This is a genomic window from Streptomyces rubrogriseus, from assembly GCF_027947575.1.
Lineage (GTDB): Bacteria > Actinomycetota > Actinomycetes > Streptomycetales > Streptomycetaceae > Streptomyces > Streptomyces rubrogriseus.
In genome coordinates, this window is record NZ_CP116256.1 from 2,746,789 (window position 1) to 2,772,845 (window position 26,057).

At 74.8% G+C, this 26,057-nt stretch carries 25 protein-coding genes; 13 read left to right on the forward strand and 12 right to left on the reverse strand.

Going from position 1 to position 26,057, the window contains the following annotated elements; all coding sequences use genetic code 11:
* Positions 1 to 289: 289 nt before the first annotated feature.
* Both Sru02f_RS12195 and Sru02f_RS12200 read left to right on the forward strand, forming a co-directional pair.
* Positions 290 to 1,807 (forward strand): glutamate--cysteine ligase, encoded by a 1,518-nt coding sequence (locus Sru02f_RS12195; RefSeq protein WP_109030026.1) that lies wholly within the window; start codon positions 290 to 292, stop codon positions 1,805 to 1,807.
* 81 nt (positions 1,808 to 1,888) lie between these two features.
* On the forward strand, positions 1,889 to 2,716 hold the full coding sequence (locus tag Sru02f_RS12200) for a CPBP family intramembrane glutamic endopeptidase (protein ID WP_109030027.1): 828 nt from the start codon (positions 1,889 to 1,891) through the stop codon (positions 2,714 to 2,716).
* Between the two features lie 26 nt (positions 2,717 to 2,742).
* Here the strand turns inward: Sru02f_RS12200 and Sru02f_RS12205 are convergent, their stop codons facing one another.
* The 3 genes from Sru02f_RS12205 to Sru02f_RS12215 all read right to left on the reverse strand — a co-directional run bounded on the left by Sru02f_RS12205 (position 2,743) and on the right by Sru02f_RS12215 (position 5,533).
* Positions 2,743 to 3,552: a PhzF family phenazine biosynthesis protein gene (locus Sru02f_RS12205; protein WP_109030028.1), complete on the reverse strand. Its 810-nt coding sequence runs from the start codon at positions 3,550 to 3,552 to the stop codon at positions 2,743 to 2,745.
* A gap of 134 nt (positions 3,553 to 3,686) precedes the next feature.
* Positions 3,687 to 4,322 (reverse strand): response regulator, encoded by a 636-nt coding sequence (locus tag Sru02f_RS12210; RefSeq protein ID WP_109030029.1) that lies wholly within the window; start codon positions 4,320 to 4,322, stop codon positions 3,687 to 3,689.
* A complete protein-coding gene (locus tag Sru02f_RS12215) occupies positions 4,319 to 5,533 on the reverse strand; it encodes a sensor histidine kinase (protein ID WP_109030030.1) in 1,215 nt (404 codons plus the stop codon). The genes Sru02f_RS12210 and Sru02f_RS12215 overlap by 4 nt, the downstream gene beginning before the upstream one ends.
* Positions 5,534 to 5,706: 173 nt before the next feature.
* Between Sru02f_RS12215 and Sru02f_RS12220 the strand changes: the two genes are divergently transcribed.
* Genes Sru02f_RS12220 through Sru02f_RS12230 form a run of 3 tightly spaced genes read left to right on the forward strand, consistent with a single transcriptional unit; the run spans position 5,707 to position 8,223 of the window.
* Positions 5,707 to 6,825, forward strand: a complete 1,119-nt coding sequence (locus Sru02f_RS12220) for an ABC transporter permease (protein WP_109030031.1) — start codon at positions 5,707 to 5,709, stop codon at positions 6,823 to 6,825.
* The gene (locus Sru02f_RS12225) at positions 6,822 to 7,577 is read left to right on the forward strand and encodes an ABC transporter ATP-binding protein (RefSeq protein WP_109030032.1); all 756 of its coding nucleotides are present in this window, start codon (positions 6,822 to 6,824) and stop codon (positions 7,575 to 7,577) included. Before Sru02f_RS12220 ends, Sru02f_RS12225 begins: the two co-directional genes overlap by 4 nt.
* Positions 7,570 to 8,223: a PadR family transcriptional regulator gene (locus Sru02f_RS12230; protein WP_011027749.1), complete on the forward strand. Its 654-nt coding sequence runs from the start codon at positions 7,570 to 7,572 to the stop codon at positions 8,221 to 8,223. The genes Sru02f_RS12225 and Sru02f_RS12230 overlap by 8 nt, the downstream gene beginning before the upstream one ends.
* 130 nt (positions 8,224 to 8,353) lie before the next feature.
* On the opposite strand, the gene Sru02f_RS12235 is transcribed toward Sru02f_RS12230, so the two are convergent.
* On the reverse strand, positions 8,354 to 8,542 hold the full coding sequence (locus Sru02f_RS12235) for a hypothetical protein (RefSeq protein ID WP_167469353.1): 189 nt from the start codon (positions 8,540 to 8,542) through the stop codon (positions 8,354 to 8,356).
* Positions 8,543 to 8,739: 197 nt separating this feature from the next.
* Here Sru02f_RS12235 and Sru02f_RS12240 point away from each other — a divergent pair, with 197 nt between their 5' ends.
* The 3 genes from Sru02f_RS12240 to Sru02f_RS12250 all read left to right on the forward strand — a co-directional run bounded on the left by Sru02f_RS12240 (position 8,740) and on the right by Sru02f_RS12250 (position 11,606).
* Positions 8,740 to 9,279, forward strand: coding sequence for a Clp protease N-terminal domain-containing protein (locus Sru02f_RS12240; protein ID WP_109030034.1), 540 nt, complete (start codon positions 8,740 to 8,742; stop codon positions 9,277 to 9,279).
* Positions 9,280 to 9,464: 185 nt separating this feature from the next.
* Positions 9,465 to 10,469, forward strand: coding sequence for an EamA family transporter (locus tag Sru02f_RS12245; RefSeq protein WP_109030035.1), 1,005 nt, complete (start codon positions 9,465 to 9,467; stop codon positions 10,467 to 10,469).
* A 186-nt stretch (positions 10,470 to 10,655) separates the two neighbouring features.
* Positions 10,656 to 11,606 carry a DMT family transporter gene (locus Sru02f_RS12250; RefSeq protein WP_109030036.1) on the forward strand — a complete coding sequence of 317 codons (951 nt, stop codon included), beginning with the start codon at positions 10,656 to 10,658 and terminating at the stop codon, positions 11,604 to 11,606.
* Positions 11,607 to 11,670: 64 nt separating this feature from the next.
* Here the strand turns inward: Sru02f_RS12250 and Sru02f_RS12255 are convergent, their stop codons facing one another.
* Entirely contained in the window at positions 11,671 to 12,357 is a 687-nt protein-coding gene (locus Sru02f_RS12255) for a pyridoxamine 5'-phosphate oxidase family protein (protein ID WP_109030037.1), read from the reverse strand.
* 35 nt (positions 12,358 to 12,392) lie between these two features.
* Between Sru02f_RS12255 and Sru02f_RS12260 the strand changes: the two genes are divergently transcribed.
* Positions 12,393 to 13,730, forward strand: coding sequence for an aminotransferase class I/II-fold pyridoxal phosphate-dependent enzyme (locus tag Sru02f_RS12260; protein ID WP_109030038.1), 1,338 nt, complete (start codon positions 12,393 to 12,395; stop codon positions 13,728 to 13,730).
* A 440-nt stretch (positions 13,731 to 14,170) separates the two neighbouring features.
* Here the strand turns inward: Sru02f_RS12260 and Sru02f_RS12265 are convergent, their stop codons facing one another.
* On the reverse strand, positions 14,171 to 15,163 hold the full coding sequence (locus tag Sru02f_RS12265; protein WP_109030039.1) for a DMT family transporter: 993 nt from the start codon (positions 15,161 to 15,163) through the stop codon (positions 14,171 to 14,173).
* 74 nt (positions 15,164 to 15,237) lie between these two features.
* Between Sru02f_RS12265 and Sru02f_RS12270 the strand changes: the two genes are divergently transcribed.
* Positions 15,238 to 16,149, forward strand: a complete 912-nt coding sequence (locus Sru02f_RS12270) for a LysR family transcriptional regulator (protein ID WP_109030040.1) — start codon at positions 15,238 to 15,240, stop codon at positions 16,147 to 16,149.
* Between the two features lie 126 nt (positions 16,150 to 16,275).
* Here the strand turns inward: Sru02f_RS12270 and Sru02f_RS12275 are convergent, their stop codons facing one another.
* Both Sru02f_RS12275 and Sru02f_RS12280 read right to left on the reverse strand, forming a co-directional pair.
* Positions 16,276 to 16,743, reverse strand: a complete 468-nt coding sequence (locus Sru02f_RS12275; protein ID WP_167469354.1) for a pyridoxamine 5'-phosphate oxidase family protein — start codon at positions 16,741 to 16,743, stop codon at positions 16,276 to 16,278.
* Positions 16,740 to 17,237, reverse strand: a complete 498-nt coding sequence (locus Sru02f_RS12280) for a Rieske (2Fe-2S) protein (protein WP_109030041.1) — start codon at positions 17,235 to 17,237, stop codon at positions 16,740 to 16,742. The genes Sru02f_RS12275 and Sru02f_RS12280 overlap by 4 nt, the downstream gene beginning before the upstream one ends.
* Before the next feature lie 317 nt (positions 17,238 to 17,554).
* On the opposite strand from Sru02f_RS12280, the gene Sru02f_RS12285 reads away from it, so the two are divergent.
* Both Sru02f_RS12285 and Sru02f_RS12290 read left to right on the forward strand, forming a co-directional pair.
* Positions 17,555 to 19,168 (forward strand): serine protease, encoded by a 1,614-nt coding sequence (locus tag Sru02f_RS12285; RefSeq protein WP_109030042.1) that lies wholly within the window; start codon positions 17,555 to 17,557, stop codon positions 19,166 to 19,168.
* Positions 19,169 to 19,226: 58 nt separating this feature from the next.
* Entirely contained in the window at positions 19,227 to 19,790 is a 564-nt protein-coding gene (locus tag Sru02f_RS12290; RefSeq protein ID WP_109030043.1) for a hypothetical protein, read from the forward strand.
* 85 nt (positions 19,791 to 19,875) lie between these two features.
* On the opposite strand, the gene Sru02f_RS12295 is transcribed toward Sru02f_RS12290, so the two are convergent.
* Entirely contained in the window at positions 19,876 to 20,859 is a 984-nt protein-coding gene (locus tag Sru02f_RS12295) for a helix-turn-helix domain-containing protein (protein ID WP_167469355.1), read from the reverse strand.
* A gap of 123 nt (positions 20,860 to 20,982) precedes the next feature.
* Here Sru02f_RS12295 and Sru02f_RS12300 point away from each other — a divergent pair, with 123 nt between their 5' ends.
* Complete coding sequence (locus Sru02f_RS12300) at positions 20,983 to 22,395, forward strand: aminopeptidase P family protein (RefSeq protein ID WP_109030045.1); 1,413 nt, start codon at positions 20,983 to 20,985, stop codon at positions 22,393 to 22,395.
* 32 nt (positions 22,396 to 22,427) lie between these two features.
* Here Sru02f_RS12300 and Sru02f_RS12305 read toward each other — a convergent pair whose 3' ends face one another.
* From Sru02f_RS12305 to Sru02f_RS12315, 3 genes are all read right to left on the reverse strand, one after another.
* Positions 22,428 to 23,924 carry a LuxR C-terminal-related transcriptional regulator gene (locus tag Sru02f_RS12305; protein ID WP_373103711.1) on the reverse strand — a complete coding sequence of 499 codons (1,497 nt, stop codon included), beginning with the start codon at positions 23,922 to 23,924 and terminating at the stop codon, positions 22,428 to 22,430.
* On the reverse strand, positions 23,924 to 25,159 hold the full coding sequence (locus Sru02f_RS12310) for a hypothetical protein (RefSeq protein ID WP_373103449.1): 1,236 nt from the start codon (positions 25,157 to 25,159) through the stop codon (positions 23,924 to 23,926). The genes Sru02f_RS12305 and Sru02f_RS12310 overlap by 1 nt, the downstream gene beginning before the upstream one ends.
* 74 nt (positions 25,160 to 25,233) lie before the next feature.
* Complete coding sequence (locus tag Sru02f_RS12315; protein ID WP_174855014.1) at positions 25,234 to 25,815, reverse strand: ATP-binding protein; 582 nt, start codon at positions 25,813 to 25,815, stop codon at positions 25,234 to 25,236.
* Between the last annotated feature and the right edge of the window lie 242 nt (positions 25,816 to 26,057).

Consider the following 26,057-nt stretch of genomic DNA (forward strand, 5'->3'; position numbering starts at 1 on the left):
GCGGGAATCCTCCGGATTCCGGACCGGGTGTACGGCGGTGACCTCGGGGAATGTTCACCGAGCGGTCGGCCAATTGTCGTCGGCGTTTTTCACGAGTTGTCGGCCCGGGAAACTGCTCGACGTGCCATGCCCGGTGAATGTGCCACCGGTCACACCGGCACAGCGTAGCGGCTGCCGGGCCGGTGCGGGGACGTTATCGATCGCTTCGGCTGGGCATCATCCAACCTGACCGGCCACCGGCCAGCGGCGGCCGGATCTTCCACTCATCGCTCCGAGAAGGGACTCTTCCATGGGGGAGAAGGTCGTGGCAGGTCAGTTCGACCTGTCCGATCGCCAGCGCTACCGCGAGAAGCTCCAGCGGTGCCTGACGGGCCTGGAGCGACTTCTGGCGGAGAAGCGGTTCGACCGCCCGAAGAACCTGATGGGGCTGGAGATCGAATTGAATCTCGTCGGTGCCGACGGGATGCCGAAAATGTTGAATGCGCAAGTCCTCGAGCGCATCGCGAGCCGTGACTTCCAGACGGAGCTCGCCATGTTCAACCTGGAAGTCAACATCGCCCCGCACCGCCTCGGCGGCCGGGTATTCGATCGCCTCGCCGAGGAGATCCGCACGTCCTTGGCATATGCGGATCGCAAGGCGGGCGAGGTCGACGCCGGAATCGCGATGATCGGAATTCTGCCGACGCTGGACCGGGACGACCTGGTCTCGTCCAATCTCTCCGCCGTCGACCGCTACGCCCTGCTCAACGAACAGATCGTGGCCGCCCGCGGGGAGGACTTCACCCTCGACATCGAGGGCGTCGAACGACTGACCTGCACCTCCAAGTCCATCGCACCCGAGGCCGCCTGCACCTCGGTGCAGCTCCACCTCCAGGTCACCCCGGACCGCTTCGCCGACGTGTGGAACGCGGCCCAGGCGGTGACCGCCGCCCAGATCGCCCTCGGCGCCAACGCGCCCTTCCTCTTCGGGCGCGAACTGTGGCGCGAGTCGCGGCCCCCGCTGTTCCAGCAGTCCACCGACACCCGCCCGCCCGAACTGCAGGCCCAGGGCGTGCGGCCGCGCACCTGGTTCGGGGAGCGGTGGGTGACCTCGGCGCACGACCTCTTCGAGGAGAACCGGCGCTACTTCCCGGCGCTGCTGCCGATCTGCGACGACGAGGACCCACTGGACGTCCTCGACGCGGGCGGCGTGCCCTCCCTGTCCGAGCTGGTCCTGCACAACGGCACCGTCTACCGCTGGAACCGGCCCGTATACGACATCGCCGACGGCGTCCCGCACCTGCGCGTCGAGAACCGCGTCCTGCCCGCCGGGCCCACCGTCACCGACGTCATCGCCAACGCGGCCTTCTACTACGGGGTGGTGCGCGCGCTCGCCGAGGAGCCCCGGCCGGTGTGGACCAGGCTGCCGTTCGAGGCCGCCGCCGCCAACTTCGAGGCCGCCTGCCGACACGGCATCGACGCGCGCTTCGAATGGCCCCGGCGCGGCCGCCTCGGCGGCACCACCGAGGTCGACGCCGCCGTCCTCGTACGCGACGAGCTGCTGCCGCTCGCCGAGGCCGGTCTCGACGCGTGGGGGGTGGAGCCCGCCGACCGGGACTTCTACCTCGGCGTCATCGAGGAGCGGTGCCGCCGCCGGGTCAACGGCGCGTCCTGGCAGGCCGCCACGTTCCACCGGGCGCTGGAGGCGGGAATGTCCCGGGAGGCCGCGCTGGCCGCCACGACCCGCCGCTACGTCGAGCTGATGCGCGAGGGGGACCCGGTGCACCTGTGGCCGGTGGGCCTTGTGGAACCGGTGCCGCTCGGCTGACCGCCGTCCGACCCGCCCCCGCCGCGCGCCGCCCCATACTGATCGGGCAAGCTGTGACGTCCCAGCTGGAGGCAGGTGTGCATGGCGGAGGCGGGCCCGGTGGACGATGCGTTCCCTCAGAAGCGACTCGGCGAGCAGTCCTTGACCGAGGAGCGCCCCGCGCGGCGGATCCTGCGTGACGAGACGCTGCTCGTCCTCGCGCTGTCGCTCGGGGCGAGCGGTGTGTCCGCGCTCATCAGCTTCATCGGCTCGGTCACCCGGCCGGGCGGGCTCAAGGACCAGGCGGCCACGCTCAACGCCTCCGCGGCGCCCGGCCGTCCCTGGCTCGACCTGGCCTGGCAGCTCTTCGGGATCACCACGGCGCTCGTCCCGGTCGCCCTGGTCGCGCACTTCCTGCTGCGCGAGGGGCGCAGCCTGCGCACCCTCGGCTTCGACCGCACCCGTCCCTGGCCGGACCTGGGCCGCGGGGCCGCCGTCGCCGCCGTCATCGGCAGCACCGGCATCGCCTTCTACCTCGCCGCGCGCGGCCTCGGCTTCAACCTCACCGTGGTGCCCGAGGCCCTGCCCGACGTGTGGTGGAAGTACCCCGTCCTGATCCTCTCGGCGGTGCAGAACTCCGTCCTGGAGGAGGTACTCGTCGTCGGCTACCTGCTGCGCAGGCTCGACCAGCTCGGCTGGGGCGCGGGCGCGTCACTGGCGGCCAGTTCGGCGCTGCGCGGGTCGTACCACCTCTACCAGGGGATCGGCGGGTTCGTCGGCAACATGGTGATGGGCGTCGTGTTCGTCTACCTGTACCGCCGCTGGGGCCGGGTGGGGCCGCTGGTGGTGGCACACTCGCTGCTCGACATCGGGGCCTTCGTCGGCTACGGACTGCTCGCCGGGAAGGTGGACTGGCTGCCGACGGCGTGACCGCCCGGGGCCGCGCCGCCGCGGGGTCAGGCCAGCAGTTCACCGTCGATCACCGTCACCGCGTGCCCGCTCAGCAGCGTGCGCCCGCCGCGCAGTTCCGTGCGCACCCGGCCGGACCGGGACGACGCCTGGAGCCCGGTGAGGTCGGGACGGCCGAGGCGCTCGGACCAGAAGGGGGCCAGGGCCGTGTGCGCGCTGCCGGTGACCGGGTCCTCGTCGATGCCGACGTTGGGGAAGAAGCAGCGGGAGACGTAGTCGTAACCGCGGGCCGGGTCCTCGGCGCGGGCGGTGGCGATGATGCCGCGCTCCGAGTGGGCGGCCAGCGCCGCGAGGTCCGGCGTCAGCCCGCGGACGGTCCTCTCGTCGGCGACCTCGACCAGCAGGTCCCCGATGTTCGGCCCGGTGTCCAGGACGGTACGCGGCTCGGCACCCAGGGCCGCGGCGATGCCCGGCGGTGCCTCGACCGGGGTGAGCGGCGCGGTCGGGAAGTCCAGGGTGAACGAGCCGTCCTCCCGGGGCGTCGCCACCAGGACGCCGCTGCGGGTGGCGAACCGCACCGGCCCCTCGTGGGCGCCGGTGGTGTGCAGGACGTGGGCCGTGGCGAGCGTGGCGTGGCCGCACATCGCGACCTCGGTGGCCGGAGTGAACCAGCGCAGCGCCCAGTCCGCCTCGCCGTCCGCGGGCAGGCGGTGGGCGAACGCGGTCTCGGAGTGGTTGACCTCCAGGGCGACCCGCTGGAGCCGGTCGTCGTCCGGGAAGGCGTCGAGGAGCAGGACCCCGGCAGGGTTGCCGGCGAAGGGCCGGTCGGTGAAGGCGTCGACGATTCGGATGCGCATGGCCCGACGCTAGAGCCGGGACCGGGGCGCGGGCCAAGGCCAATTCCGGAGTGGCGGCCCCCTTTTCGAGGGTGCGCCTCGTGGGTCCGGCAGATCTTCGCGGCTTCGGCGGCTTCCGCGGCGCGCGCGTGCGGTCAGCGGCGGATCAGGCCGAGGGAGGCCGCGGTGGCGACGGCGGCGGTGCGCGAGTCGACGTCGAGCTTGGCGTAGACGCGCGCCAGATGGGACTTCACGGTGCCCTCGGTGAGGTGCAGCCGTCGGCCGATGGCCTGGTTGGACAGGCCGTCGGCCACCAGCGCCAGGACCTCGGTCTCGCGCCGGGTGAGGGTGGTGCCGGGGGTGCGCAGCCGACTCATGAGCCGGTTGGCGACGGCGGGGGCCAGCGCGGTGCGTCCGGCGGCGGCGGTGCGCACCGCGTCGGCCAGATCCTCGGGCGGTGCGTCCTTGAGGAGGTAGCCGGTGGCTCCGGCTTCGATGGCGGGCAGGGTGTCGGCGTCGGAGTCGTACGTGGTGACGATCAGCACCCGCGGGGCCCCGGGGCGGGCGGCGATGGCGGCGGTGGCCTCGGCACCGCTCATCCCCTTGCCGAACTGCAGGTCCATCAGCACTACGTCGATGTCGCCGCGCGCGGCGCGCGTGACGGCCTCCTCGGCGGTGGCAGCCTCGGCCACCACCACCATGCCGGGTTCGGTCTCCAGCACGGCGCGCAGACCGGCCCTCACCACGGGGTGGTCGTCGGCGAGGAGCAGGCGGACGGGACTGTCGGTCACGGGTGGGCCTCGGGCTCGGTGGGCGGGACGAGGGGCAGCCGGGCGGCCAGGGCGGTGCCGTGGCCGGGCACGGACTCGATGGACAGGGTGCCGCCCAGGGCGTCCAGGCGGGCACGCATGGCGGCCAGCCCGAAGCCGCCCGCCTCGGGGTCGGGCGGGGGGAGCGCGTCGGGGTCGAAGCCGGTGCCGTCGTCGACGACGTCCAGGGCGACGTGGTCGCCGAGGTGGCTCAGGGTGATCTCGACGGTGCCCGCGTCGGCGTGGCGGACCGTGTTGGCCAGCGCCGACTGGGCGACGCGCAGGAGGGCGACCTCGTGCGCCGTCGGCAGCGGGACCGGAGAGCCGGCGAGGCGGAAACGGGCGGTGATCCGGTGCCGGACGCGGGCCGTGGCGCACAGGCGCTCCAGGGCGTCGGCCAGCGTGGTGCCCTCCAGGGCGGGCGGAGTGAGGGCGGCGACGAAGCGGCGGGCCTCGGCGAGATTGTCCACGGCGGCCCGCCGGGCCGCGACGACGTGGCCGGCGGCGGCACCCGGCCGCTCGGGCAGCGCGCGTTCGGCGGCGCGCAGCAGCAACTGGATGCTGGACAGGCCCTGGGCGAGCGTGTCGTGGATCTCGCGGGCCAGCCGCTCGCGTTCGGCGAGCACGCCGGCCGTGTGCTGGGCCCGGGCGAGGTCGGCGCGGGTGGCGGTCAGCTCCTCGATCAGCCGTCGGCGGTGCTCGCTCTCGCGGTAAAGGGCCTGATAGCCCCACACCACCGCGACGGCGACGGCGGCGCCCAGCGTCGGTCCGATCACCATCGCCGGGCCGAAGGAGCCCGTGTGGGCGGCGAACCCGGCGACGGCCGCCACGGCGGTGGCGGTCACGGCGGCCAGTCCGGCGCGGCGCGACAGCAGGTGGAGCTGGAGGAAGTACAGCGGGAAGGCGACCCAGACCGCTTCGGGCGACAGCGCCAGCAGCGCCAGCCAGACGGCGCCCACCGCCGCCAGCCACCAGGCGGCGACCCGCCGGACGAGACGCACCCGAGGCAGGAGCGGCCCGGCCGCGTACACCAGGCCGCAGACCACCGCGACGGCGACGATCGTTCCGGTGGGGGAGCGGCCGTCCGTCACGGCCCGGGCGGCGACCAGCACGAGCAGCCCGACGACCAGCAGGTGCAGGCACCAGGTCAGGGCCCGGGAGGTCGGCGTCGGGGCGGGGGCGGAAACGTTCACAGTGCTCCCAGGCTACGAAAGGCCGACGCCCCGGAGCCTCCATCGAAAGTTACAACCCGCGTTCCGCCTTCCGGCCCGGGAAGTGACCTCCTGCGCCGGACGCGCCTGCGGGGGGCCGGCGGCGACGGTGGGGGCCGTACCGCTGCCACCGTCGGAAAGGACAGGCCGAGGCCGTGTTCGTCGCCTGGAGAGACCTCAAGTTCGCCAAGGGGCGCTTCGCCCTGATGGGGACCGTCATCGTGCTGATCACCCTGTTGGTCGGGCTGCTGTCCGGGCTCACGGCCGGACTGGGACGGCAGAACACCTCCGCCATCACGGACCTGCCCGCCGACCGGATCGCCTTCCGGGCTCCCGGCGGGGGAGGGGACCTCTCGTACGGCGACTCCACGGTCACCGAGCGGCAGTGGCGGCAGTGGTCCGAGGCCCCCGGCGTCGAGGCCGCCGAACCGCTCGGCATCACCACCACCAAGGCCACCGCGGGGGACCGGAGCGCCGGCGTCTCCGCCTTCGGCGTGCGGCCCGGCTCCCGCCTCGCCCCGGCCGACGGGATCGACGACGGCGCGGCGGTACTGTCCACCACGGCCGCCGACGATCTCGGGGTGCGGCGCGGTGACTCCTTCGCCCTGGCCGGGCAGCGGCTGCGGGTGGCCGCGGTGCGCGGCGACGCCTTCTTCAGCCACACCCCGGTCGTCTGGACCAGCCTGGACGTGTGGCGGAGGGCCGCGCCTCCCACCGGCGGCGACGGCGGCGACGGCGCCACCGGCGGCCGGGGCGACGCGGGACCCACCGCCACCGTCATCGCGCTGCGCACCACCTCGGAGGCCGACGTGGCGGCCGTGGACGAGACGGCCGGCACCACAACCGTCGCCACCGCCGACTCACTGTCCGCGATCGGCTCCTACACCTCCGAGAACGGCTCCCTGCAGCTGATGCGCGGCTTCCTGTTCGCCATCTCCGCGCTCGTCGTCGGCGCCTTCTTCACCGTGTGGACCATTCAGCGCAGCGGTGACGTCGCCGTCCTCAAGGCGCTCGGCGCCTCCACCGCCGGTCTCCTCAGGGACGCCCTCGGACAGGCCGTCGTCCTGCTGGTCGGCGGCACCCTGCTCGGCACCGGAGCCGCCGCCGCCCTGGGAGCCCTCGCCGCGGGCTCGTCCGTGCCGTTCCTCCTCACTCCCGCGACCGTGCTCCTCCCGGCCGCCGTGATGGTCCTGCTCGGCGCGCTCGGCGCCGCCCTGTCCATTCGCCGGATCACCTCCGTCGACCCGCTGACCGCCCTGGGGAGCGCCCGATGAGCCTGCGCCTGACCGACGTCACCCTCACCTACCCGGACGGCGGCGAGCGCCTGACCGCACTCGACCGGGTCAGCCTGGAGATCCCCAGGGGCAGCCTGACCGCCGTGGTCGGGCCCTCCGGCTCCGGCAAGTCCAGTCTGCTGGCCGTCGCCGCCACGCTCATCACGCCCGACGCCGGGACCGTCACCGTCGGCGGCACCTCCACCACCGGCCTGAGCCGCGGCGAGCTGACCGCTCTGCGCCGCCACCGGATCGGCATCGTCTTCCAGCAGCCCAACCTGCTGCCTTCCCTCACCGCCGTCGAACAACTGCAGGTGATGGCCCGGATCGACGGCCGCAGGCCGCGCGCCGCCCGGGGCCGGGCGATGGAGCTCCTCGACGCGGTCGGGCTGGCCGGACAGGCGGGCCGCCGCCCCCACCAGCTCTCCGGCGGCCAGCGCCAGCGCGTCGCCCTCGCCCGGGCCCTGATGAACGACCCCACCGTCCTCCTGGTCGACGAACCCACGAGCGCCCTCGACCACGAGCGCGGCGCCGCCGTCATCGCGCTGATCACCCGTCTCACCCACCAACGGGCGAGCGCCACCGTCCTGGTCACCCACGACCGCACCCACCTCACCGCCGCCGACCGGATCGCCGAGGTCCACGACGGCCGCCTCCGTCCGTCGGCGGGGGCTTGCACCGCGATACGTTCCGATATATCGTTGAGGCATCGCGACAGATCAACGACTGAATGGAGTGATGGTGATGCGTAATCACGGATACGAGCGTGGACACGGTGGACACGGCCCCGGCCACGGAGAGGGCGGTCCCTTCGGCCGCGGCGGCTTCGACGGCCGGCGTGCGGCGTTCGGCCCCTTCGGCCCGGGTGGTCCCGGCGGTGGCCCGGGCGGTCCCTTCGGGCCCGGCTTCGGTCACGGGGGCCCCTGGGGCGGCCGAGGGCGCGGCGGGCCCAGGGGAAGGGCGCGGCGGGGCGACGTACGCGCCTCGATCCTGGCCCTCCTGAAGGACCGGCCGATGCACGGCTACGAGATGATCCAGGAGATCGCCGAGCGCAGCGGCGGGGCGTGGAAGCCCAGCCCCGGTTCGGTGTACCCCACCCTCCAGCTGCTGGAGGACGAGGGGCTGATCGCCAGTGAGAGCGAGGGCGGCAAGAAGCTCTTCGCACTCACCGAGGCGGGCCGCACCGCGGCCGAGGAAGGCCCGGAGGCGCCCTGGGAGGAGGCCTCGCGGGGCGTCGACTGGGAGGCCCTCAACGACATCCGCCAGGCCGGTTTCGGGCTGATGGAGGCCTTCGGCCAGGTCTGGAAGACCGGCAGCAAGGAGCAGCGGGAGAAGGCGCTCGCCGTCATCGGCGACGCCCGCAAGAAGCTGTACCTGATCCTCGCCGACGAGGACTGACACGGGCGAGCGCCGGTGCGGACGAGAACGAGGGTGCCCCGCGGAGTGGATCCGCGGGGCACCTTCGCGTGCGGGGGCGTTCGCGGCCCGCGGGCCGTTGCCGCGGTGTTCCCGAGGTGTTCCCGGGCGTTCAGTCGACCCGCCGTATCACCGCCGCGTCGAAGACGTCCCACGCGCGCGGGAAGGCGCTCTCGTCGTGGCAGTGCCACGCCTCCCAGAACAGGTCGGCGAGCAGCGCCTCCGGGGGGGCGTCCACCCGGTACACGTACTGCCTGCCGTCGACGGCGGGCAGCGCCACCAGCCAGCACCTGCTCCTCATGCCCCTGTTCGACCCGCGGGGGCACGTTTCGGTTGCCCCGGGGGGCGGGTGGCAGGGCGGCGCGCGCCCGCCGGGCCGAAACGGCCTGATCTCATCCCCAAGGAGGAGATCTGTCCGGGCCGGTCCACTCCGCGTGGGACGGCGAAATGCTTCCCTTCGGGGATGACCGGGCTCCGTGGGACTGATGAGCTGGGGATGTGCAACCCCGTATCCCCCGGCAGTCGGCCGGCGAGCAAGGCGGCCGGTGGCCGGACGGCACCGCTCTCGAGGACCGGTTCGGCGTGGAACTGGCCTCGGCGGTCTCCGGCGCCCGCCGCCGGGCGGTGCGGGACGGGGACCGGCAGATCGACACCGCCCATCTGCTGCACTCGCTGCTCGAGTGCGACGCGGACTCCCGCGAGCTGCTCGGGGACGGTCCGCGGGTCGTCCGCGTCCTCGGTTACCTCGTGCAGCGCAGCATCGGATACGGCCTGCGCTGGCAGAGCTCCGTCGAGGACTCCGGCGCCGTACCCGTCGTGACCGGAGCCGCCGGGTTCTCCCCGCCCGCCGCGGCGGCCATGGAGGACGCGTGCGCACGGGCGGCCCGGCGCGGGGCGGCCCGGGCCGGTGGCCCGGACCTGCTCGCCGCCCTGGTCGCGGACCCGCGGACGCGCGCCGCCGAGGTGCTGGCCCGCGCCGCCGTGGAGCCGCACTCCGTGCTGGCCCGCGTGGAGAGCCACTTCGAGCCGACGCCCTGAGCCTGCCCGCGCCCTTCTCTCGTCCCGCCCGCGCCCTTCTCTCGTCCCGCCCGCGCCCTTCTCTCGTCCCGCTCTCGTGCCTTCCTCGGCCTTCCCTCGTCCCTCCCGCGCGTGCGCCACGGCGCCGTCCAGTCGGTGAGACAGGTGTCATCGGGGGTGACGGTCATGTCGACCCCTGTCATCATGTGCCGGTGCATACGTCTGACAGCGCCCGCGGCAGCCGCGGCAAGGGCACCGGGCTCGGCCTGGCACTGGCCTCCGCGGTCGCCTTCGGAGGTTCCGGAGTCGCGGCCAAACCGCTGATCGAGGCCGGGCTCGATCCGCTCCACGTGGTCTGGCTGCGGGTCGCCGGCGCGGCCCTGGTGATGCTGCCGCTCGCCGTGCGCCACCGCGCCCTGCTGCGCCGCCGTCCCGCGCTGGTCGCCGGGTACGGACTGTTCGCCGTGGCCGGTGTCCAGGCGTGCTACTTCGCGGCCATCTCGCGCATCCCCGTCGGCGTCGCCCTGCTGGTCGAGTACCTGGCGCCCGCCCTGGTCCTCGGCTGGGTGCGGTTCGTGCAACGGCGGCCGGTCACGCGCGCCGCCGCGCTCGGCGTGGTCCTGGCGGTCGGCGGCCTCGCCTGCGTGGTCGAGGTCTGGTCGGGGCTGGGCTTCGACGCCCTCGGACTGCTGCTCGCCCTCGGCGCCGCCTGCTGCCAGGTCGGCTACTTCGTCCTGTCCGACCAGGGCAGCGACGCCGGCGAGGAGGCGCCCGACCCGCTCGGCGTCATCGCCTACGGCCTGCTGGTCGGCGCCGCCGTGCTCACCGTCGTCGCCCGGCCCTGGTCGATGGACTGGTCCGTCCTCGCCGGCCCGGCACCCATGGACGGCACGCCCGTCGCCGCCGCCCTGCTGCTGGCCTGGATCGTGCTCATCGCCACGGTGCTCGCCTACGTCACCGGAATCGTGGCCGTACGTCGGCTGTCGCCGCAGGTCGCCGGAGTCGTGGCGTGCCTGGAAGCGGTCATCGCGACCGTCCTGGCGTGGGTGCTGCTGGGCGAGCACCTCTCCGCCCCGCAGGTCGTCGGCGGCGTCGTGGTGCTGGCGGGCGCCTTCATCGCCCAGTCCTCGACCCCGGCGAAGGGCTCCGCGGACCCGGTGGCCAGTGGCGGTCCCGAAAGGGAGTTGTCGAGCCGGGGAACGTCGACCTAGGGTGCGGATCATGCATTCCGACGCACTCGTCCTCCCGCCTCCGGCCGCCTGAGGCGGGCCCTGTAGCGAGCCCGGCGCGCCGTCGCCGGGCCGGACGGTGCTGCCCGCAGACGAAAGTCCTCGCGCCCCGGTCGTTCCGGGCCGCCCCGAACTTCCGCGCCTCGTGCGCGTCTGCGGAGAGAACTCGTGTCGAATGCCGTCTCCGGCCTGCCCGTAGGGCGTGGCCTGCTCTATCTGATCGTCGCCGGTGTCGCCTGGGGCACCGCCGGTGCCGCCGCCTCGCTGGTCTACCGCGCCAGCGACATGGGGCCCGTCGCCCTGTCGTTCTGGCGCTGCGCGGTGGGGCTCGTGCTGCTGCTCGCCGTCCGGCCGCTGCGCCCGCGGGTGCGCCCGGCGGTCCGCGAACCGTTCGCCCGCAAGACACTGCGGGCCGTCGTCACCGGCGTCGGGCTCGCGGTGTTCCAGACCGCCTACTTCGCCGCCGTGCAGTCCACCGGACTCGCCGTGGCCACGGTGGTCACCCTCGGCGCGGGGCCCGTACTGATCGCCCTCGGCGCCCGCCTCGCCCTCGGTGAACGGCTGGGAGCGGGGGGTGCCGCGGCCGTGGCCGGCGCCCTCGCCGGGCTCCTGGTGCTCGTCCTCGGCGGCGGAAGCGCGACCGTCCGCCTGCCGGGTGTGCTCCTCGCGCTGCTGTCCGCCGCCGGGTACTCGGTGATGACGCTGCTCACCCGTTGGTGGGGACGGGGCGGCGGGGCGGACGCGGCCGGTACGTCCGTGGGGGCGTTCGCCGTCACGAGCCTGTGCCTGCTGCCGTTCGCCCTGGCCGAGGGGCTGGTGCCGCACACCGCCGAACCGGTCCGGCTGCTGTGGCTCCTCGCCTACGTCGCGGCCGTCCCGACCGCGCTCGCCTACGGGCTCTACTTCGCCGGCGCGGCCGTCGTCCGGTCCGCGACCGTCTCCGTGATCATGCTCCTGGAGCCGGTCAGCGCGGCCGCGCTCGCCGTCCTGCTGCTCGGCGAGCACCTCACGGCGGCGACCCTGGCCGGCACGCTGCTGATGCTCGGCTCGGTCGCGGGGCTCGCGGTGGCCGAGACGCGGGCGGCGCGGGAGGCGAGGACGCGGCCCGCGCCCGCGTGACGGCGGGAGCCCGGCTGGCGGCGGGAGCCCTTCCTGGGGCCCGCGCCGCCCGTGCGGGCCGGTGTCACCCGGCCGGGAGGTAGTCCGGCAGCGCCGTGCCGGGAGCCAGGGCCGGGTCGGGGACCGGAGCGTCGTACCCCTTGCGCAACGGGACGAGACCGGCCCAGTGCGGGAGGGAGAGGTCCTCCGGTTCGTCGTTCACCCCGCCCGTGCGGAGCTTGGCGGAGACCTCGTTCAGGTCGAGGCGGATCACGGCGGTGGCGGCCAGCTCCTTCTTGTTGGCCGGCCGCGAGTCGCGGGAGCGGCCCGGGACGACATGCTCGACCAGGGCGTCCAGGGCCGTGCGCCGCTCCTCGGGATCCGTCACCTCGTACGCCGTGCCGTGCACCACCACCGACCGGTAGTTGATCGAGTGGTGGAAGGCCGAGCGGGCCAGCACCAGCGCGTCCACGTGCGTCACGGTCAGGCACACCGGAAGGCCCGGGTCGGTCGCCCCCGTCATCCGCAGCGGGCGCGAGCCCGTCGAGCCGTGCACGTAGAGCCGCTCGCCCACCCGTCCGTACAGCGTCGGCAGGACCACCGGGGCGCCGTCGCGGACGAAACCGAGGTGGCAGACGTACCCCTCGTCGAGTATCGCGTGCACCAGCTCCTTGTCGTACGCGGCCCGCTCGGGGGAGCGGGTGGGGACGGTGCGGTCGGTGGGCGGGTAGGTGCCGGTGGGCTGCGACGGCGTCCCCGTGGTCCCCTGCATGGCGTTCTCCATTGCACTAGTGCATAATCGGCTTTGTGCTAGGAGAGTATCGGATCACAGGACGGGGTGCAGCGGAGATTTCCGCGAGCGTCGAGCGCGCCGTGGGCTCGGGAGAGCTGGAGCCGGGGCAACCCCTGCCGCCGATGCGGGAGTTGGCGCAGCGGCTCGGGGTGAACCCGAACACCGTCGCCGCCGCCTACCGCACCCTGCGGGAACGCGGGGTCATCGAGACGGCCGGGCGGAGGGGCAGCCGGGTGCGCGCGAAACCGGCGACCACCGGGCGGGAGTTCATCCGCGTCGACGTGCCCGCGGGTGTGCGCGACGTGTCCGACGGCAATCCGGACCCGGCGTTGCTGCCCGCGCTGGGCCCCGTGTTCGCCGTGGCGGCCGCGCAGGGCGACCGCGAACCGGTGCTGTACGGGCACGCGCCCGTGGATCCGGAGCTGGCCCGCGTCGCGCGGGCCGAACTGGACGCCGACGGTGTGCCGGACGGGCCCGTGATGGTGACGTCCGGCTCCCTGGACGCCATGGAGCGGGTCCTCGCGGCCCATCTCAGGCCCGGTGACGCCGTCGCCGTCGAGGACCCGGGCTGGGGCAGCCTCCTGGACCTGGTGCCCGCGCTCGGCCTGCGCACGGTCCCCGTCGGGGTCGACGACCAGGGGCCGCTGCCCGAGGACGTGCGCCGGGTCCTGGCGGCCGGTGCCCGCGCTCTGGTGGTCACGGACCGCGCGCAGAACCCGACCGGCGCCGCGGTGGGCGCGGCACGCGCGCGTTCGCTGCGGTCCGTCCTGCGCGAGCACCCGGGGACGCTGCTCATCGAGGACGACCACGGGCACGGCATCGTAGACCTGCCGCTGCACCCCCTCGCCGGTACGACCCGACACTGGGCCTTCGTCCGTTCCGCGGCCAAGGCCTGCGGTCCCGACCTGCGGCTCGCCGTGCTCACCGGGGACCCCGTCACGCTCGACCGGGTGCACGGGCGGCAGCGGCTGGGCCCCGGCTGGGTCAGCCGTATCACCCAGCGGGCCGTGGCCCGGCTGTGGGCCGACGGTGCGGTGGACGCCCGCGCGGTGGCGGGGGTGTACGGGCGGCGCAGGGACGGGCTCCTCGTCGCCCTCGCGGAACACGGGGTCGCCGGGTACGGCCGCAGCGGCATGAACGTGTGGATCCCGGTGCCGGACGAGACGGGTGCCGTCGCCCGGCTCCTGCACGCCGGCTGGGCGGTCGCCCCCGGCGCCCGCTTCCGTCTGGGCGCGCCGCCCGGCATCCGGATCACGGTCTCGACGCTGGCGGAGGACGACCTCGGACCACTGGCGGAGGCGGTCGCCGCGGCGACGGGGCCGGGGTCGGGGCCGCCGCGGAGCTACGTCTGAGGCGGGGATCGGGAGGAGCCCGCGTGCCGGCCGGCGCCCGTGGCCCCGGCGCCGGGTGCGGTGCTTGTTCGGCCGGTCGGAGCGGCGCGTCGTGGGGCGCCCCGGGGCCTGTCGCGGGGCGTGCGGTAGGTGTTCCCCGTGCGCGGGCGCGGGCGCGGGCGCGGGTGCGGGTGCGGGTGCGGGTGCGGGTGCGGGCACCGGGCCGGGGCCCGGTGGCGGGGTGCCCGGTGCCGTCGCGCCGTACCGCGCCGCACGCCGCTCGGCCGGACGGCGTGGGACGCGCGCTTGCGCCCGGGCGTGCTGCCCCGGGGCCCTCCCGGTCCGCCGCGAACCGCCCCGGCGAACCCGGAGGCGGGTGGCACCCGGCACGGACGGTGGGCGATCCGGCGAGCTGTCCCACCGGGGCGTGATGCGGCACACGCCCCGGGGCCTCGCCCCTCTCAGACCCGCGAGCCCTGTCCCACTCCCGTCGTCCCCCGAGTCTCCGACGCGGGCGCGGGCGCGGTCCCGCCCCGGTCCGTTCTGGGCCGGGACTGGGTCAGGGCCGCGCCGGCGAGGACGACGACCGCGCCGACCGGGGTCGACCAGGACAGCGACTCGCCGAGCAGGGCGACGCCCGCGGCCGTCGCGATGACCGGGGTGAAGTAGGTGACCATCTGGGCCGTCGTCGGGCCGACCTCGGCGACCAGGTCGTACTGGATCAGGAAGGCGAGCCCGGTGCCGAGCACGCCCAGGGCCGCGACCGCCAGCAGCGGGAGTACCGGGAAGCTGGTGGGCACCGACGTGAACAGCGGTGTCACGACCGCCAGTTGCAGCGTGGCCAGGCCCAGTTGGGCACCGGTCAGCGACAGGTGGGAGTGGCTGGAGCCGGCCAGCGTGCGGCGGACGTAGATCCAGCCGACCGGATAGCTGAGCGAGGCCAGCAGGGCCAGCGCCGTGCCCGTGACGTCGAGGCCGTGGAACCCCTGCCAGACGCCCAGCACGGTCAGGACGCCGAGGAAGCCGATGCCGAGCCCTGCCACCCGGCGGCGCGTCGGCCGGTCCTCGGACAGGGCGACCAGCGACAGGGCCATGCCCCACAGTGGCGAGGTCGCGTTGCAGATGCCCGCGAGGGACGACGGGATGGTCAGCTCCGAGAAGGCGAACAGCGAGAACGGCAGCGCGTTGAGGAGGAACCCGGCGACCGTCAGATGCAGCCACGTCCACGCCCCGCGCGGAAGCCGCTCCCGCTTCACCGCCATCGCCGCGGCCACCACCGCCGTGCCGAACGCCAGCCGCCCGAGCGTGACCTGGAACGGGGCGAAACTCTCGGTGCCCACCTTCATGAAGAGGAAGCTGAAACCCCAGACGAGGGAGAGGAGGCCGAAGCGCAGCCGCCAGTCGAGGACGCGGCGGGCCGGGGACGGGGCGGAGGGGGACGGGACGCTGCTCATGCAGGCAACGATGAGGCAGTCGTCCTCGTAGCACAATCGAGAATTCGCACGGAATATCTCGTAGTATCGCTTACATGTTGAACCTGGAGCGCCTGCGGACCCTCGACGCCCTCGCCCGGCACGGATCGGTCAGCGGCGCCGCGGCCGGCCTGCACATCACCACCTCGGCGGTCTCCCAGCAGATGGCCAAGCTGGAGCGCGAGGCCGGGCAGCGGCTCCTCGCCAAGAACGGGCGGGGCGTACGCCTCACGGACGCCGGCCGGCTGCTCGCCGAGCACGCGGCCCGCATCCTCTCCCAGGTCGAGCTGGCCCAGGCCGACCTGGAGGCGCAGCGCGGACAGGTGGCGGGCGAGCTGCGGCTGTCGGCGTTCCCCACGGCCGCCCGCGGACTCTTCCCCGCCGCGCTGGCCGCCCTCCGTGCCGAGCACCCGGCGTTGCGCATCCGCTCCTCGGAGCTGGAGCCGGAGCGCGGCATCAACGGCGTGGTGCGCGGCGACCTGGACCTGGCCGTCGTGCTCGACTGGTACAACAAGCCGATGCCGCTGCCCGACGGACTCGTCAAGGCGCCGCTCCTGGACGACCCCGCCGATGTCGCCCTGTCCGTCGGCCACCGGCTGGCCGGCCGGGACGAGGTGGACCTCGCGGAGTTCGCCGAGGACGAGTGGATCACGTGGGGCGAGGGGGAGTTCTGTCATGAGTGGCTGATGTTCACGCTGCGCTCCAAGGGCATCGAGCCGATCGTCGGCCATCGCGCCGCCGAGACCCACACCCAGCTGGGGCTGGTCGCCGCCGGGCTCGGCGTGTGCATCGCACCCCTGCTCGGCCGCCGTCCGATGCCCGCCGCGGTCGTCACCGTGCCGCTGAAGCAGCGGGTACGCCGGCACGTGTACGTCGTCTGGCGCGCGGACGCCGACCGCCGCCCGTCGATCCGGGCGGCGGTGGACGCGCTGCGGGCGGCGGCGCGGGAGGTGGGCGAGGCGGGGTGAGACCGGGCGGGCCCGCGCCGGGCGGGCGCCACTCGGTTGCGGGCGCCGGGCCATACCGACGCCTCCCGGGCGGGCGTCACTCGGGCGGCGCCGGGCTGCACCGGCGGCTCTCGGGCGGGCGCCCGGCTACCCCGGTGCCAGCTTGCGGAAGTCCCAGGAGACGACCTTCTCCGGCGTCAGCCGCAGCCAGGCGTGCCGGCCGTCGTGGGGCATCTCCTGGAGGCCGAAGTTCTTGCGGGCGAACAGCGTCTCCGGAAAGTCGAGTTCGGCGCACAGCTCACCGGTGCGCGGCGCCTCGCCCACGAACGCCACCCGGCCGGACAGCTCCACGCCCCGCAACTCGTCGTACTCCTCGCCGGTGTCGACGACGATCGCCACCCGCGGATCGCGCCGCAGGTCCGTCCAGCGCCGGCTGCGCACGACCGAGTACAGCCACATCGAGGCACCGTCCCAGACGAACCAGAGCGTGCTCACGTGCGGGGCGCCGTCCGCCGAGACGGTGGCGACCCGGCAGGTGCGCTGGGTGGTGAGGAACGCCTCCAGCTCGCCGGGCGTCATCATGATCCGGCGCCCCCGGCGCTGCGTCACGGTCATCCGGCCAGCCGGATCGAGTCCCCGCTGACCGTGATCTGCACGGCGGGCAGCGGCTTGGGCGCGGGTCCGCCCTGCACGCTGCCGTCGGTGATCGAGAAGCTGCTGTTGTGGCAGGGGCAGTTGATGAGCCCGTCGGCCACGCTCTTCACGGCGCAGCCCTGGTGGGTGCAGGTGGCGGAGAAGGCCTTGAAGTCGCCCGCCGCGGGCTGGGTCACCACCACCTTCTGGTCGGGGAAGACCTTCCCGCCGCCCTCGGGGATGTCGGCCGTCGCCGCGAGGGCGGCCCCCGCCCCCGCGTTCTCGCCGCCGCCCGAACCGCCGCCGCCCGCCTCCTGGGAGGGGCTGCCGGAGGGAGCGGTGCCGCTGTCGCCGGACGCGTCGTCGTCCGAGCCTGAGCAGGCGGCCAGCACGGCGGTGAGCCCCGCCGCCCCGGCCGCCGCCACGACCGTACGACGGGCCGGTCCCGCTGCGGGATGAAACGATGCGCTGGTCATGCTGGGTCCCTTCCGGGGTGGATGCGTGATGATCTGCCGAGAGGTACGGCCCCGCGGCGCTTGTTGTTCAAGGCCGGCGGCCGTCCCTCGCCCACGGGCCGCCGGGCAACTCCGCGTGGAACGCCCCGAGTCGTACCGGGTGCCGCAATTACTTGCGTGTCCGTGCCCGTGACACCCGGATAGGCGCGCGCCCCGCCGGTGCCTAGGTTCCCTTCCGCGAGACACCGTCGCACCGATCCGCGCCCCGGGAGGCGTGAACGACGCGGAAGGTGGCTTGCACTGGCTTGTCATGCGCACGACACCCCACGGAGATGCCCATGAAACTCAGGAAGTTCGACGCCCGTGCCCTACGGGGGCTGCTCGCCGCCGGTGCCACGTCCGCCCTGCTCGTAGGTGCCGCGGCCGCCAACGGAGCGGCGGCCCCCGTACCGCCCGACGACCGGGGCCACATCGTCGGGGCCGACCGCGCCGGAGCCGTCGAGGGCTCCTACATCGTCACCCTCAAGGACGACGTCGCCAGAGCCGACGTACCGGCCTCGGCCAAGGCGCTGGCCAAACGCCACGGAGGCAGCCTGCGTTACACCTACACCACCGCCCTGCGCGGCTTCGCGGTGAAGATGACGGAGCGCCGGGCCGAGGCACTCGCCGCCGACCCGTCGGTCGCCCGCGTCGAGGCCGACGCCGTGGCCTACGCGGTCGGCACCCAGCCCAACCCGCCCTCCTGGGGCCTGGACCGCATCGACCAGCGCGACCTGCCGGTCGACCGCTCCTACACCTACCCCGGCGGTGCCCCGGACGTCACCGCCTACGTCGTCGACACCGGAGTCCGCCTCGGCCACCACGACTTCGGCGGCCGCGCGGCCAGCGGCTACGACTTCATCGACGACGACTCCGACGCCTCCGACTGCCAGGGCCACGGCACCCATGTGGCCGGCACCGTCGGCGGCGCCTCGCACGGCGTCGCGAAGGACGTCCGGCTGGTCAGCGTCCGGGTGCTCAACTGCCAGGGCACCTCGGGCAACACCTGGGCACCGGTCCTCGCGGGCATCGACTGGGTCACCAGGAACGCCGACGGCCCCTCGGTGGCCAACATGAGCATCGGCGGCGGCCGGACCCAGTCCGTCAACGACGCCGTCGACGCCTCCATCGCCTCGGGCGTCACCTGGGTGGTCGCGGCCGGCAACAACAACGCCGACGCCTGCTCGTACTCGCCCTCCTCCACCCCCGCCGCCGTCACCGTCGGCGCCACCGACAGCCGCGACGCCCGGGCCAGCGGCTGGTCGAACGGGCAGGGCTCCAACTACGGCTCCTGCCTGGACATCTTCGCCCCCGGCGACAACATCGTCTCCGCCTCCAACGCGGGCGACTCCGCCTCCCGTGCCGACAGCGGCACCTCGATGGCCTCGCCGCACGTCGCCGGTGCGGCCGCCCTGCTGCTGTCGGCCCACCCGGACTGGTCCCCCGCCCAGGTCCGCGACCGACTCGTCGCCGACGCCACGTCCGGCAAGGTCACCGACCCCCGCAACGGGTCCCCCAACCGCCTGCTGTTCACCGGTACCGGTGACGACACCCAGCCGCCCACCGACGGCGGGCGGTTCGAGAACACCGACGACTACCCGATCCGGGACGGGGCCACCGTCGAGTCCCCCCTCACGGTCAGCGGCGTCAGCGGCAACGCGCCCGCCGACCTCTCCGTCACCGTGGACATCCGCCACACCTACCGCGGCGACCTCAGGGTCGAGCTGGTCGCCCCCGACGGCGGCGTCTTCCTGCTGAAGGACTACGCGGCCCACGACGGCACCGACGACGTCCGGGGCACGTTCGCGGTCAACGCCTCCGGCAAGCCCGCGAACGGCACCTGGAAGCTCCGGGTGAGCGACAACTGGGTCAACGACACCGGCCACGTCGACGCCTGGTCGCTCCAGTTCTGAGCCGTCCGGCCTCCACACCCCCACCCCCTTGCCCCACCCCCACCCGAAAGGACACGACATGTCCGTGCTCAAGCGGGGAGCCGGAGCGCTCCTGGCCTCCCTCCTGCTGGCGGCCCTGCCCTTCACCGCCGAGGCGGCCGGGACGACGGCCCCCGCCCCCGGTCCGTCCGCCGCGTCCGCCGGGGCCACCGCCGCGACCGAGGGCGTCTCGCTCACCGGCGACCGGGCCGGGACCCTGGCGACGGCGCGGCCGGCGGAGCGGACCCCGGCGAAGCAGCCCGCGGGCGTCGCACGGGCGAGCTGGTACTACCACATCACCGCCTCGTGCCGGGGCTACGAGAACGCGATCGTCGCCGGCGCGGACTACTGGGGAGGCGGCGTCCGCACCGCCTCCAGTGGCACGCCCGTCTCCTGCACCAACGGCTACGTGGCGGGCTGCGGCATATCCAACGCCGTCGGCTGCAACTGGAACTACGGCGGCCGTATCGCCCTGTCCACCATGGTGCGCGACTTCGCCCTGCTCTCCGCGCACGAGTTCGGACACAACTGGTACGACCACAGTGCCGTGGGCTGCGCGAGCTGGAACAGCGCCTACGACGTCATGAAGACGCAGATGTGCTGACGACCGGCGTCCGGGACCGGACCGACGTCACCGCCGTGGCCGCCCGCGAGAACGCGCGGGCGGCCACGGCCGGTCCGGCCCGGGTTCACAGCCAGCCCGCGCGCTGGGCCTGCAGGGCCAACTGGAAGCGGTTCGCGGCGCCGAGGCGGGCCATGAGGATCTGGAGACGCCGGAACAGCGTGCGCCGGCTGATGCCCAGCTCACGGGCGGCGACCTCGTCGGTCGCACCACCGGCCAGAAGCCGCAGCAGCCGGCGGTCGGCCGGCGGGAGCCCGGCGGGGCGGGTGGCGGGACCGTGCAGCGGGACGGCGTCGCGCCAGGTCTGTTCGAACAGTGCCGCCAGCGCGGAGAGCAGACCGCAGGGCTGCACCACCAGCATGGTGTTGTGCACGTCAGCGTCCCTGATCGACAACGACACCAGCGCGAACGCCTCGTCGATGATCAGCAGCTTGACCGGCACCGACGGCAGCACCCTGGCCTGCTCACCCGCCTCGATACACGGTTCGATGACGTTCTCGAGCTGTCCGGGCCGCTCCAGCGACTCGCGCGCGTAGACGACCCGCTGGGTCACCCCGCGGGCCAGCGTCGCGAGCGCGTCGTCCGTCGCGCCCGCCAGGTGGACGTAGGGCGGGGACTCGAACTGCCGGATCTGCTCCCGGGCACTGGCCCACGCGTGGCGCATCCGCGGACCGACGTCCTCCCCGGTGACGACCTCGACGAGGCCGTCGTTGTAGGCGGCCAGGCGCCGACGACGGAACGACTCGAACGCGCCCCCGACGGCGATGCGCGACTCCTCCAGCTCGGCCGCCCGGTGCCGCGCGAGCACCTCCAGGCCCGCCGCGGGCGGCACCGGCGCCACGACGTCCGCGTCCCCGGCCGCCGCACTGGCCAGACCGGTGTCCGCCAGCGTGGCGTACGCCGCGGCGAGCCGGTCGCCGCTCAGGCCGGTCGCCGCGCCGATCGCCTCCAGCGGGGCGGGTGACAGCTCCAGCAGGGCCAGGTAGACCCGGCAGGCCGTGGGGTCGAGCCCCAGTACGCGGAGGGACTCGCCGAGCTTCTCGTTCGCCATGAGGCGATTATCGGCCCGACCGGTCCCATGGTGGCCGATCAGTGCCACTGGCACTCCTGAGCCCCGCGGCCCGCCGGGACGCGGTACCGTCCGGCGGAAGTCCAGCGAAAGAAGGTGCACGACGTGTCGAACCGTCGCAAGAACAGCCTGTACCCCACGCTCTCGGCGGAGCTGTCCGCACTGATGCGCACCGGCTGGGCGGACACGGAGCGGCACGACCTCGCGCCCGCCGAGCAGGCCCCCTACGCGGCCCTCCGCCGTGCCGCGCTCTCCGCACGGTTCCCCGGCGAACGGCTGGTGGTCCCCTCGGGCAACCTCAAGGTCCGCTCGAACGACGACACCTACCCCTTCCGGCCGTACTCCGGCTACGTGCACATGACCGGAGACCAGGCCCGGGACGGAGCCCTGGTGCTCGAACCCCGCCCGGACGGCGGCCACGACGCCTACTGCTACCAACTGCCCCGGGACAGCCGTGACGACGACGAGTTCTGGACCGGCGCCCACGCCGAACTGTGGACCGGCCGACGCCGCTCGCTGGCCGAGTCGGAGCGGGTGCTCGGCCTGCCGTGCCGCGACGTGCGCACGGCGGCCGCCGACCTGGCCGCCGTCGGCGAGGTGCGGACCCGGATCGTGCGCGGGGTCGACCCCGCCCTGGAGGCGGCCGTCACCACCGACCAGGAGCGCGACGCCGAGCTGGAGGACGCGCTGAGCGACCTGCGCCTGGTCAAGGACGCCTGGGAACTCGGGGAGCTGCGCAAGGCGGTGGACTCCACGGTGCGCGGCTTCACCGACGTCGTGGGCGAGTTGTCCCGGGCCGTCGCCTCGTCGGAGCGGTGGCTGGAGGGCACCTTCTTCCGCCGGGCACGTCTGGAGGGCAACGCGGTGGGCTACGGCACGATCTGCGCCGCCGGCGAGCACGCCACGATCATGCACTGGACGGACAACGACGGCCCGGTCCGCCCGGGAGACCTGCTGCTCCTGGACGCCGGTGTGGAGACGCGCTCCCTCTACACCGCCGACGTCACCCGCACCCTGCCGATCAGCGGCACCTTCACGCCGCTCCAGCGCGAGGTGTACGACGCGGTGTACGAGGCCCAGGAGGCCGGGATCGCCACGGTCAAGCCGGGCGCCGCGTACCGGGACTTCCACGAGGCCGCCCAGCGCCACCTGGCGGCGCGGCTGGTGGAATGGGGCTTCATCGAGGGCCCCGCCGAGCGGGCGTACGAACTGGGTCTGCAGCGCCGCTTCACCATGGCCGGCACCGGTCACATGCTGGGCCTGGACGTCCACGACTGCGCGCGCGCCCGCACGGAGGAGTACGTCGAGGGCGTGCTGGAGCCGGGCATGTGCCTGACCGTCGAACCTGGCCTGTACTTCCAGGCGGACGACCTGACCGTGCCCGAGGAGTGGCGGGGCATCGGCGTCCGGATCGAGGACGACCTCGTCGTCACCGAGGACGGCCACGAGAATCTGTCCGCGGGCCTGCCCCGCAGCGCCGACGAGGTCGAGGCCTGGATGGCCCGCTTCGCGGGCTGAGCCCGCGGACGCACCCCCGGGCCTCGCGGACCTCAAGGAGGACCCGCGTCCTTCTCCGTGCGCAGGAGGTCGCGGCGGGAGAGGGCGCCGGTCTTCCGTATGGCTCGGGCGACATGCTGTTCCACCGTCCGCGGCGAGAGGTGCAGCACCACCGCGATCTCACGGTTCATCAGTCCGCGGGCGGCCAGCTCCGCCACCTCCCGCTCCCTGGGGGAGAGCCGGTCGTCGAACGCGGGACGGCCCGGACGGCGGGCCTGCGGGGGCTGGTGGGAGCGCAGCAGGGTACGGGCCCGGGCGGCGTCGTAGACCGCGCCGAGTTCCGTGTACTCCTCGACACAGCGCCGCAACGAGGCGACGGCCTGGGCCCGCCCGCCGTCCGCCCCGGCGGCCCCGTCCGAACGGTCCCCGGCCGCCCCGCCGGCCGCACCGGAGGCTTCCGCTCCGCCGGTGAGCGAGCAGCGTGCCGCGCCCTCCGTCGTCAGGGCCCAGGCATAGGGACGGGGCAGCTCCCGGTAGGCAGCCGCGGCCTTCCGGTACGACCCGGCCGCCTCCCGGTGGCGGCCCTCGCACTCCTCCAGCGCGGCCCGGCTCCACACGACGGCGGCCCGGGCGGACGGCGCCTCCTGCCCCTCCAGTCCCCGGGCGAACTCCGCGGCCATCCGGCGGGCGGCCGTCACGTCCCCCGCCCGGGCCACCGCCTCCACCGCCCAGGGGGCCAGCTCGGCGGCCCACGCCCAGATGCCCTTGTCCGACACGGCCGTCCAGGCCGCCCCGGCCTGGTCCGCCGCGGCCGGCGGGTCGCCGCGGACCAGGGCGAGCCGGGTCAGCGTCCCCGCCGTGGCCGCGGCCAGCGGCATCCGCGTGCACTCCGGCGCGGGCGCCCCGAGGGCGGTCAGCCAGTGCACGGCCTCGGTCCAGTCCCCCTGGGCGAAGGCCAGCATGCCCCGCACCAGGTGGGCGTCAGCCGCCACCACGGGCATGTCGGCGGTGTCGGAGACGAACCGCTCGCACCGCTCGCCCAGTCCCGCCCACCGCCCGGACCACCAGTCCAGCAGCAGGCGGGTGCCCTGCGCCGTCTGCTCGGTGTACGAGGCTCCGATACGGGCCGAGAGGTCGAGCCCCGCCGCCAGCAGCTCCTCGCCCCACTGGTACGACCCCCGCCACAGCGCGGCGTCCGCGGCGTTGCACAGGCCCCGCGCCGCGTGCTCCCGGCAGCCGGCCGGCGCACCGTCGACGGGCAGCGCCGCCACCAGCTCCCGGGCCCGCGGGTCACCGCAGGCCACGGCCAGCGAGGCGTGGTTCGCGGCGACGGCGGCCCGCGCCACCTCGTTGTCCCCGGCGTGGGCGAGCCCGGCGGCCCGGCGCAGCCACTCCCGGTGCCCCGCCAGCGTCCCCGTCGGCCACTCCGGCATGGCCAGCGCCACCATCGCCCGGGAGGTGAGCGCCGGACGCACCTCGCCCAGCTCCTCGACCGCCGACTCCAGCTCGCGCATCCCGGCGGCCAGGTCCCCGACCTGGTTCGCCAGCATCAGGCCGAGGTCCAGCCGCAGTTGGCCCCGGACGTCCACCGGCAGACCGGGATCGCGAACGGCCTGGGTGAGCACCTCCACCGTCCGGTCCGAGCGCAGTCCGACCACCGCGCTGCGGGCCAGCAGCGGCGCCAGCCGGGCCCGGAACCGCGCCGGGACCTCCGGCACCGCCAGCGTCCGCTCCAGGAGCCCGATCGCCTCCTCGTGGTGGCCCCCCGCCACCGCGGCCAGCGCGGCCTTCTCCACCGCCTTGAGCCAGCCCTTGCGCCGGCGGCATGGCCCCGCGGTGCCGGGCCACCTCCGCCCACGGCACCGGCTGCACGGCGGGCGAGCACCCGCGCCGCCCGCCCGTGCAACTCCTCGCGCACCGGTCCGGGCACCCGCTCGAGCACGGCGGTCGCGGCGAGCGGCACGGAGAAGCCGTAGCGTCCCTGCGACACCTCCGACAGCGCCGCGCGGGCCAGCGCCGCGAGCAGCGCCGCACGGCCGCGCGCCGGGTCCGTCCCGGCCACGGACAGCAGTTCGTCCCGGGCGGCCGGTTCGCCCAGCACCGCGGCCGCCCACACGACGGGCCGGTCCGCGGGGGCCAGCGCGTCCGTACGGCTCAGCACCAGTTCGGCCAGCCGCACCGGAACGCCGGCCGCGTCCACGTCGGCGGCCGTGCACCGGGAGCCCGGGCCCGCGCGCAGCGTGCCGAGCAGGTCGGCCACCACCTGCGGCACCCCGCCGGAGCAGGCGTGCAGCCGGGCGGCCGCCTCGGGCGTCGCCCGTTCGCCCAGGGCCTCCGAGGCGGCCCGGCGCACCCGGTCCACGCTCCAGACGCGCAGCCGGTGCCGGAAGACCGCGAGAGCCGGAGGATAGGAAACGGCCGGGGCGCCCAGCGGCAGACCGCGGGTGCCCAACTCCTCGGGACGGTAGGCGAGCACGGCCGCCAGCCCCTCCCACGGCCGCTCCAGGACCCCGCGCAGCCACTCCGTCTCCTCCGGTGCCGCCCGGTGCACGTCGTCCACCAGCAGAAGGGCGGGGCCCCCGCCCGTCTCCGGCCGCTCCTGCGCCGTACCGCACCGCCACACGACCGGACGGGCCCCGGCCGCCTCCGGCAGGCCGCTCAGTCGGTGCAGCGCACGACTCTTGCCCAGGCCCGCCGTGCCCTCCACGAGGACGAGGACCGAGCCGCTTCCGCCGAGCGCCAGACGCAGGGGAGCCAGCCAGGGGGACCGTTGCACAGCGGTCATGTCGTCGACCATCGCTTTCCTTCGGCCCGTACGGCCCGAGGACGCGCCGCCCCGCCGCCGGGCAGGCGGGCGTCCTAGGCGAACGGGACGTTCTCCTGCCCCATCCTCAGCACGCGGCTTCCCGCCCGGGCAAGGGCGGCCCCCGCGGGCTCCACGACCCAGCGCGTGCTCCCCAGGCGTTCCACGTCCGACGGGCGGCCCGGAAACGCCCCGGCGGGCAGCGTGACGACGGCCCAGCAGCGGGGTCCCGCCGGGGTGTGCTCGGTGCCGTGCGCCGTGCAGTGGGCGGCGACGAGCGCGAGGGCCCAGCCGTCCTCGCCGTGGGGGCCGGCAGGCTCGGCCCGCACGCGGGCCGAGGGCGGGGCGCCGTCGAGCAGCTCGAGCACGTCGACGATGAGCTGGTCGCCCTCCACGTCGACGCCCACCGCGAGCCGCCCGGCCGGGCCCCCGGCGGCCCGCCGTACCGCGCGGACGAGCAGCTCGCCGCAGACCACGGTGAGTGACCAGGAGGAGTCCTCGTCCAGGCCGAGGCCCCAGCCGAGCAGCGTCGTACGGACACGGCGGCGTCCCTCGCGGACGGCCGCGGGCACGGCGGGAAGGAGGAAGGACGCCGTCCGCGACGCCGCGGTACACGGATCGAAGACCGAGTTGGCCAAGGCAGGCTCCTGGTGCGAAGAGCGGCGGGAAAGGGCACGCGCCGAGGCGCGGCCGGCCGATGACGGCAACCTAGGGACCGCGGCCACCGCGCGTACATACGGGCTCGGGCGCTACGGATACGCAAGAAAAGCCCTCCGCAGGGCGTGCGCCCGGGCCGGTCTCGCCGCCGGTCACCCGCGGTCACTATGCTCACTCCAGGTCCGGGGGAAGCCTCCCCGCGGGGACGGGCAGGGCTGAAGAG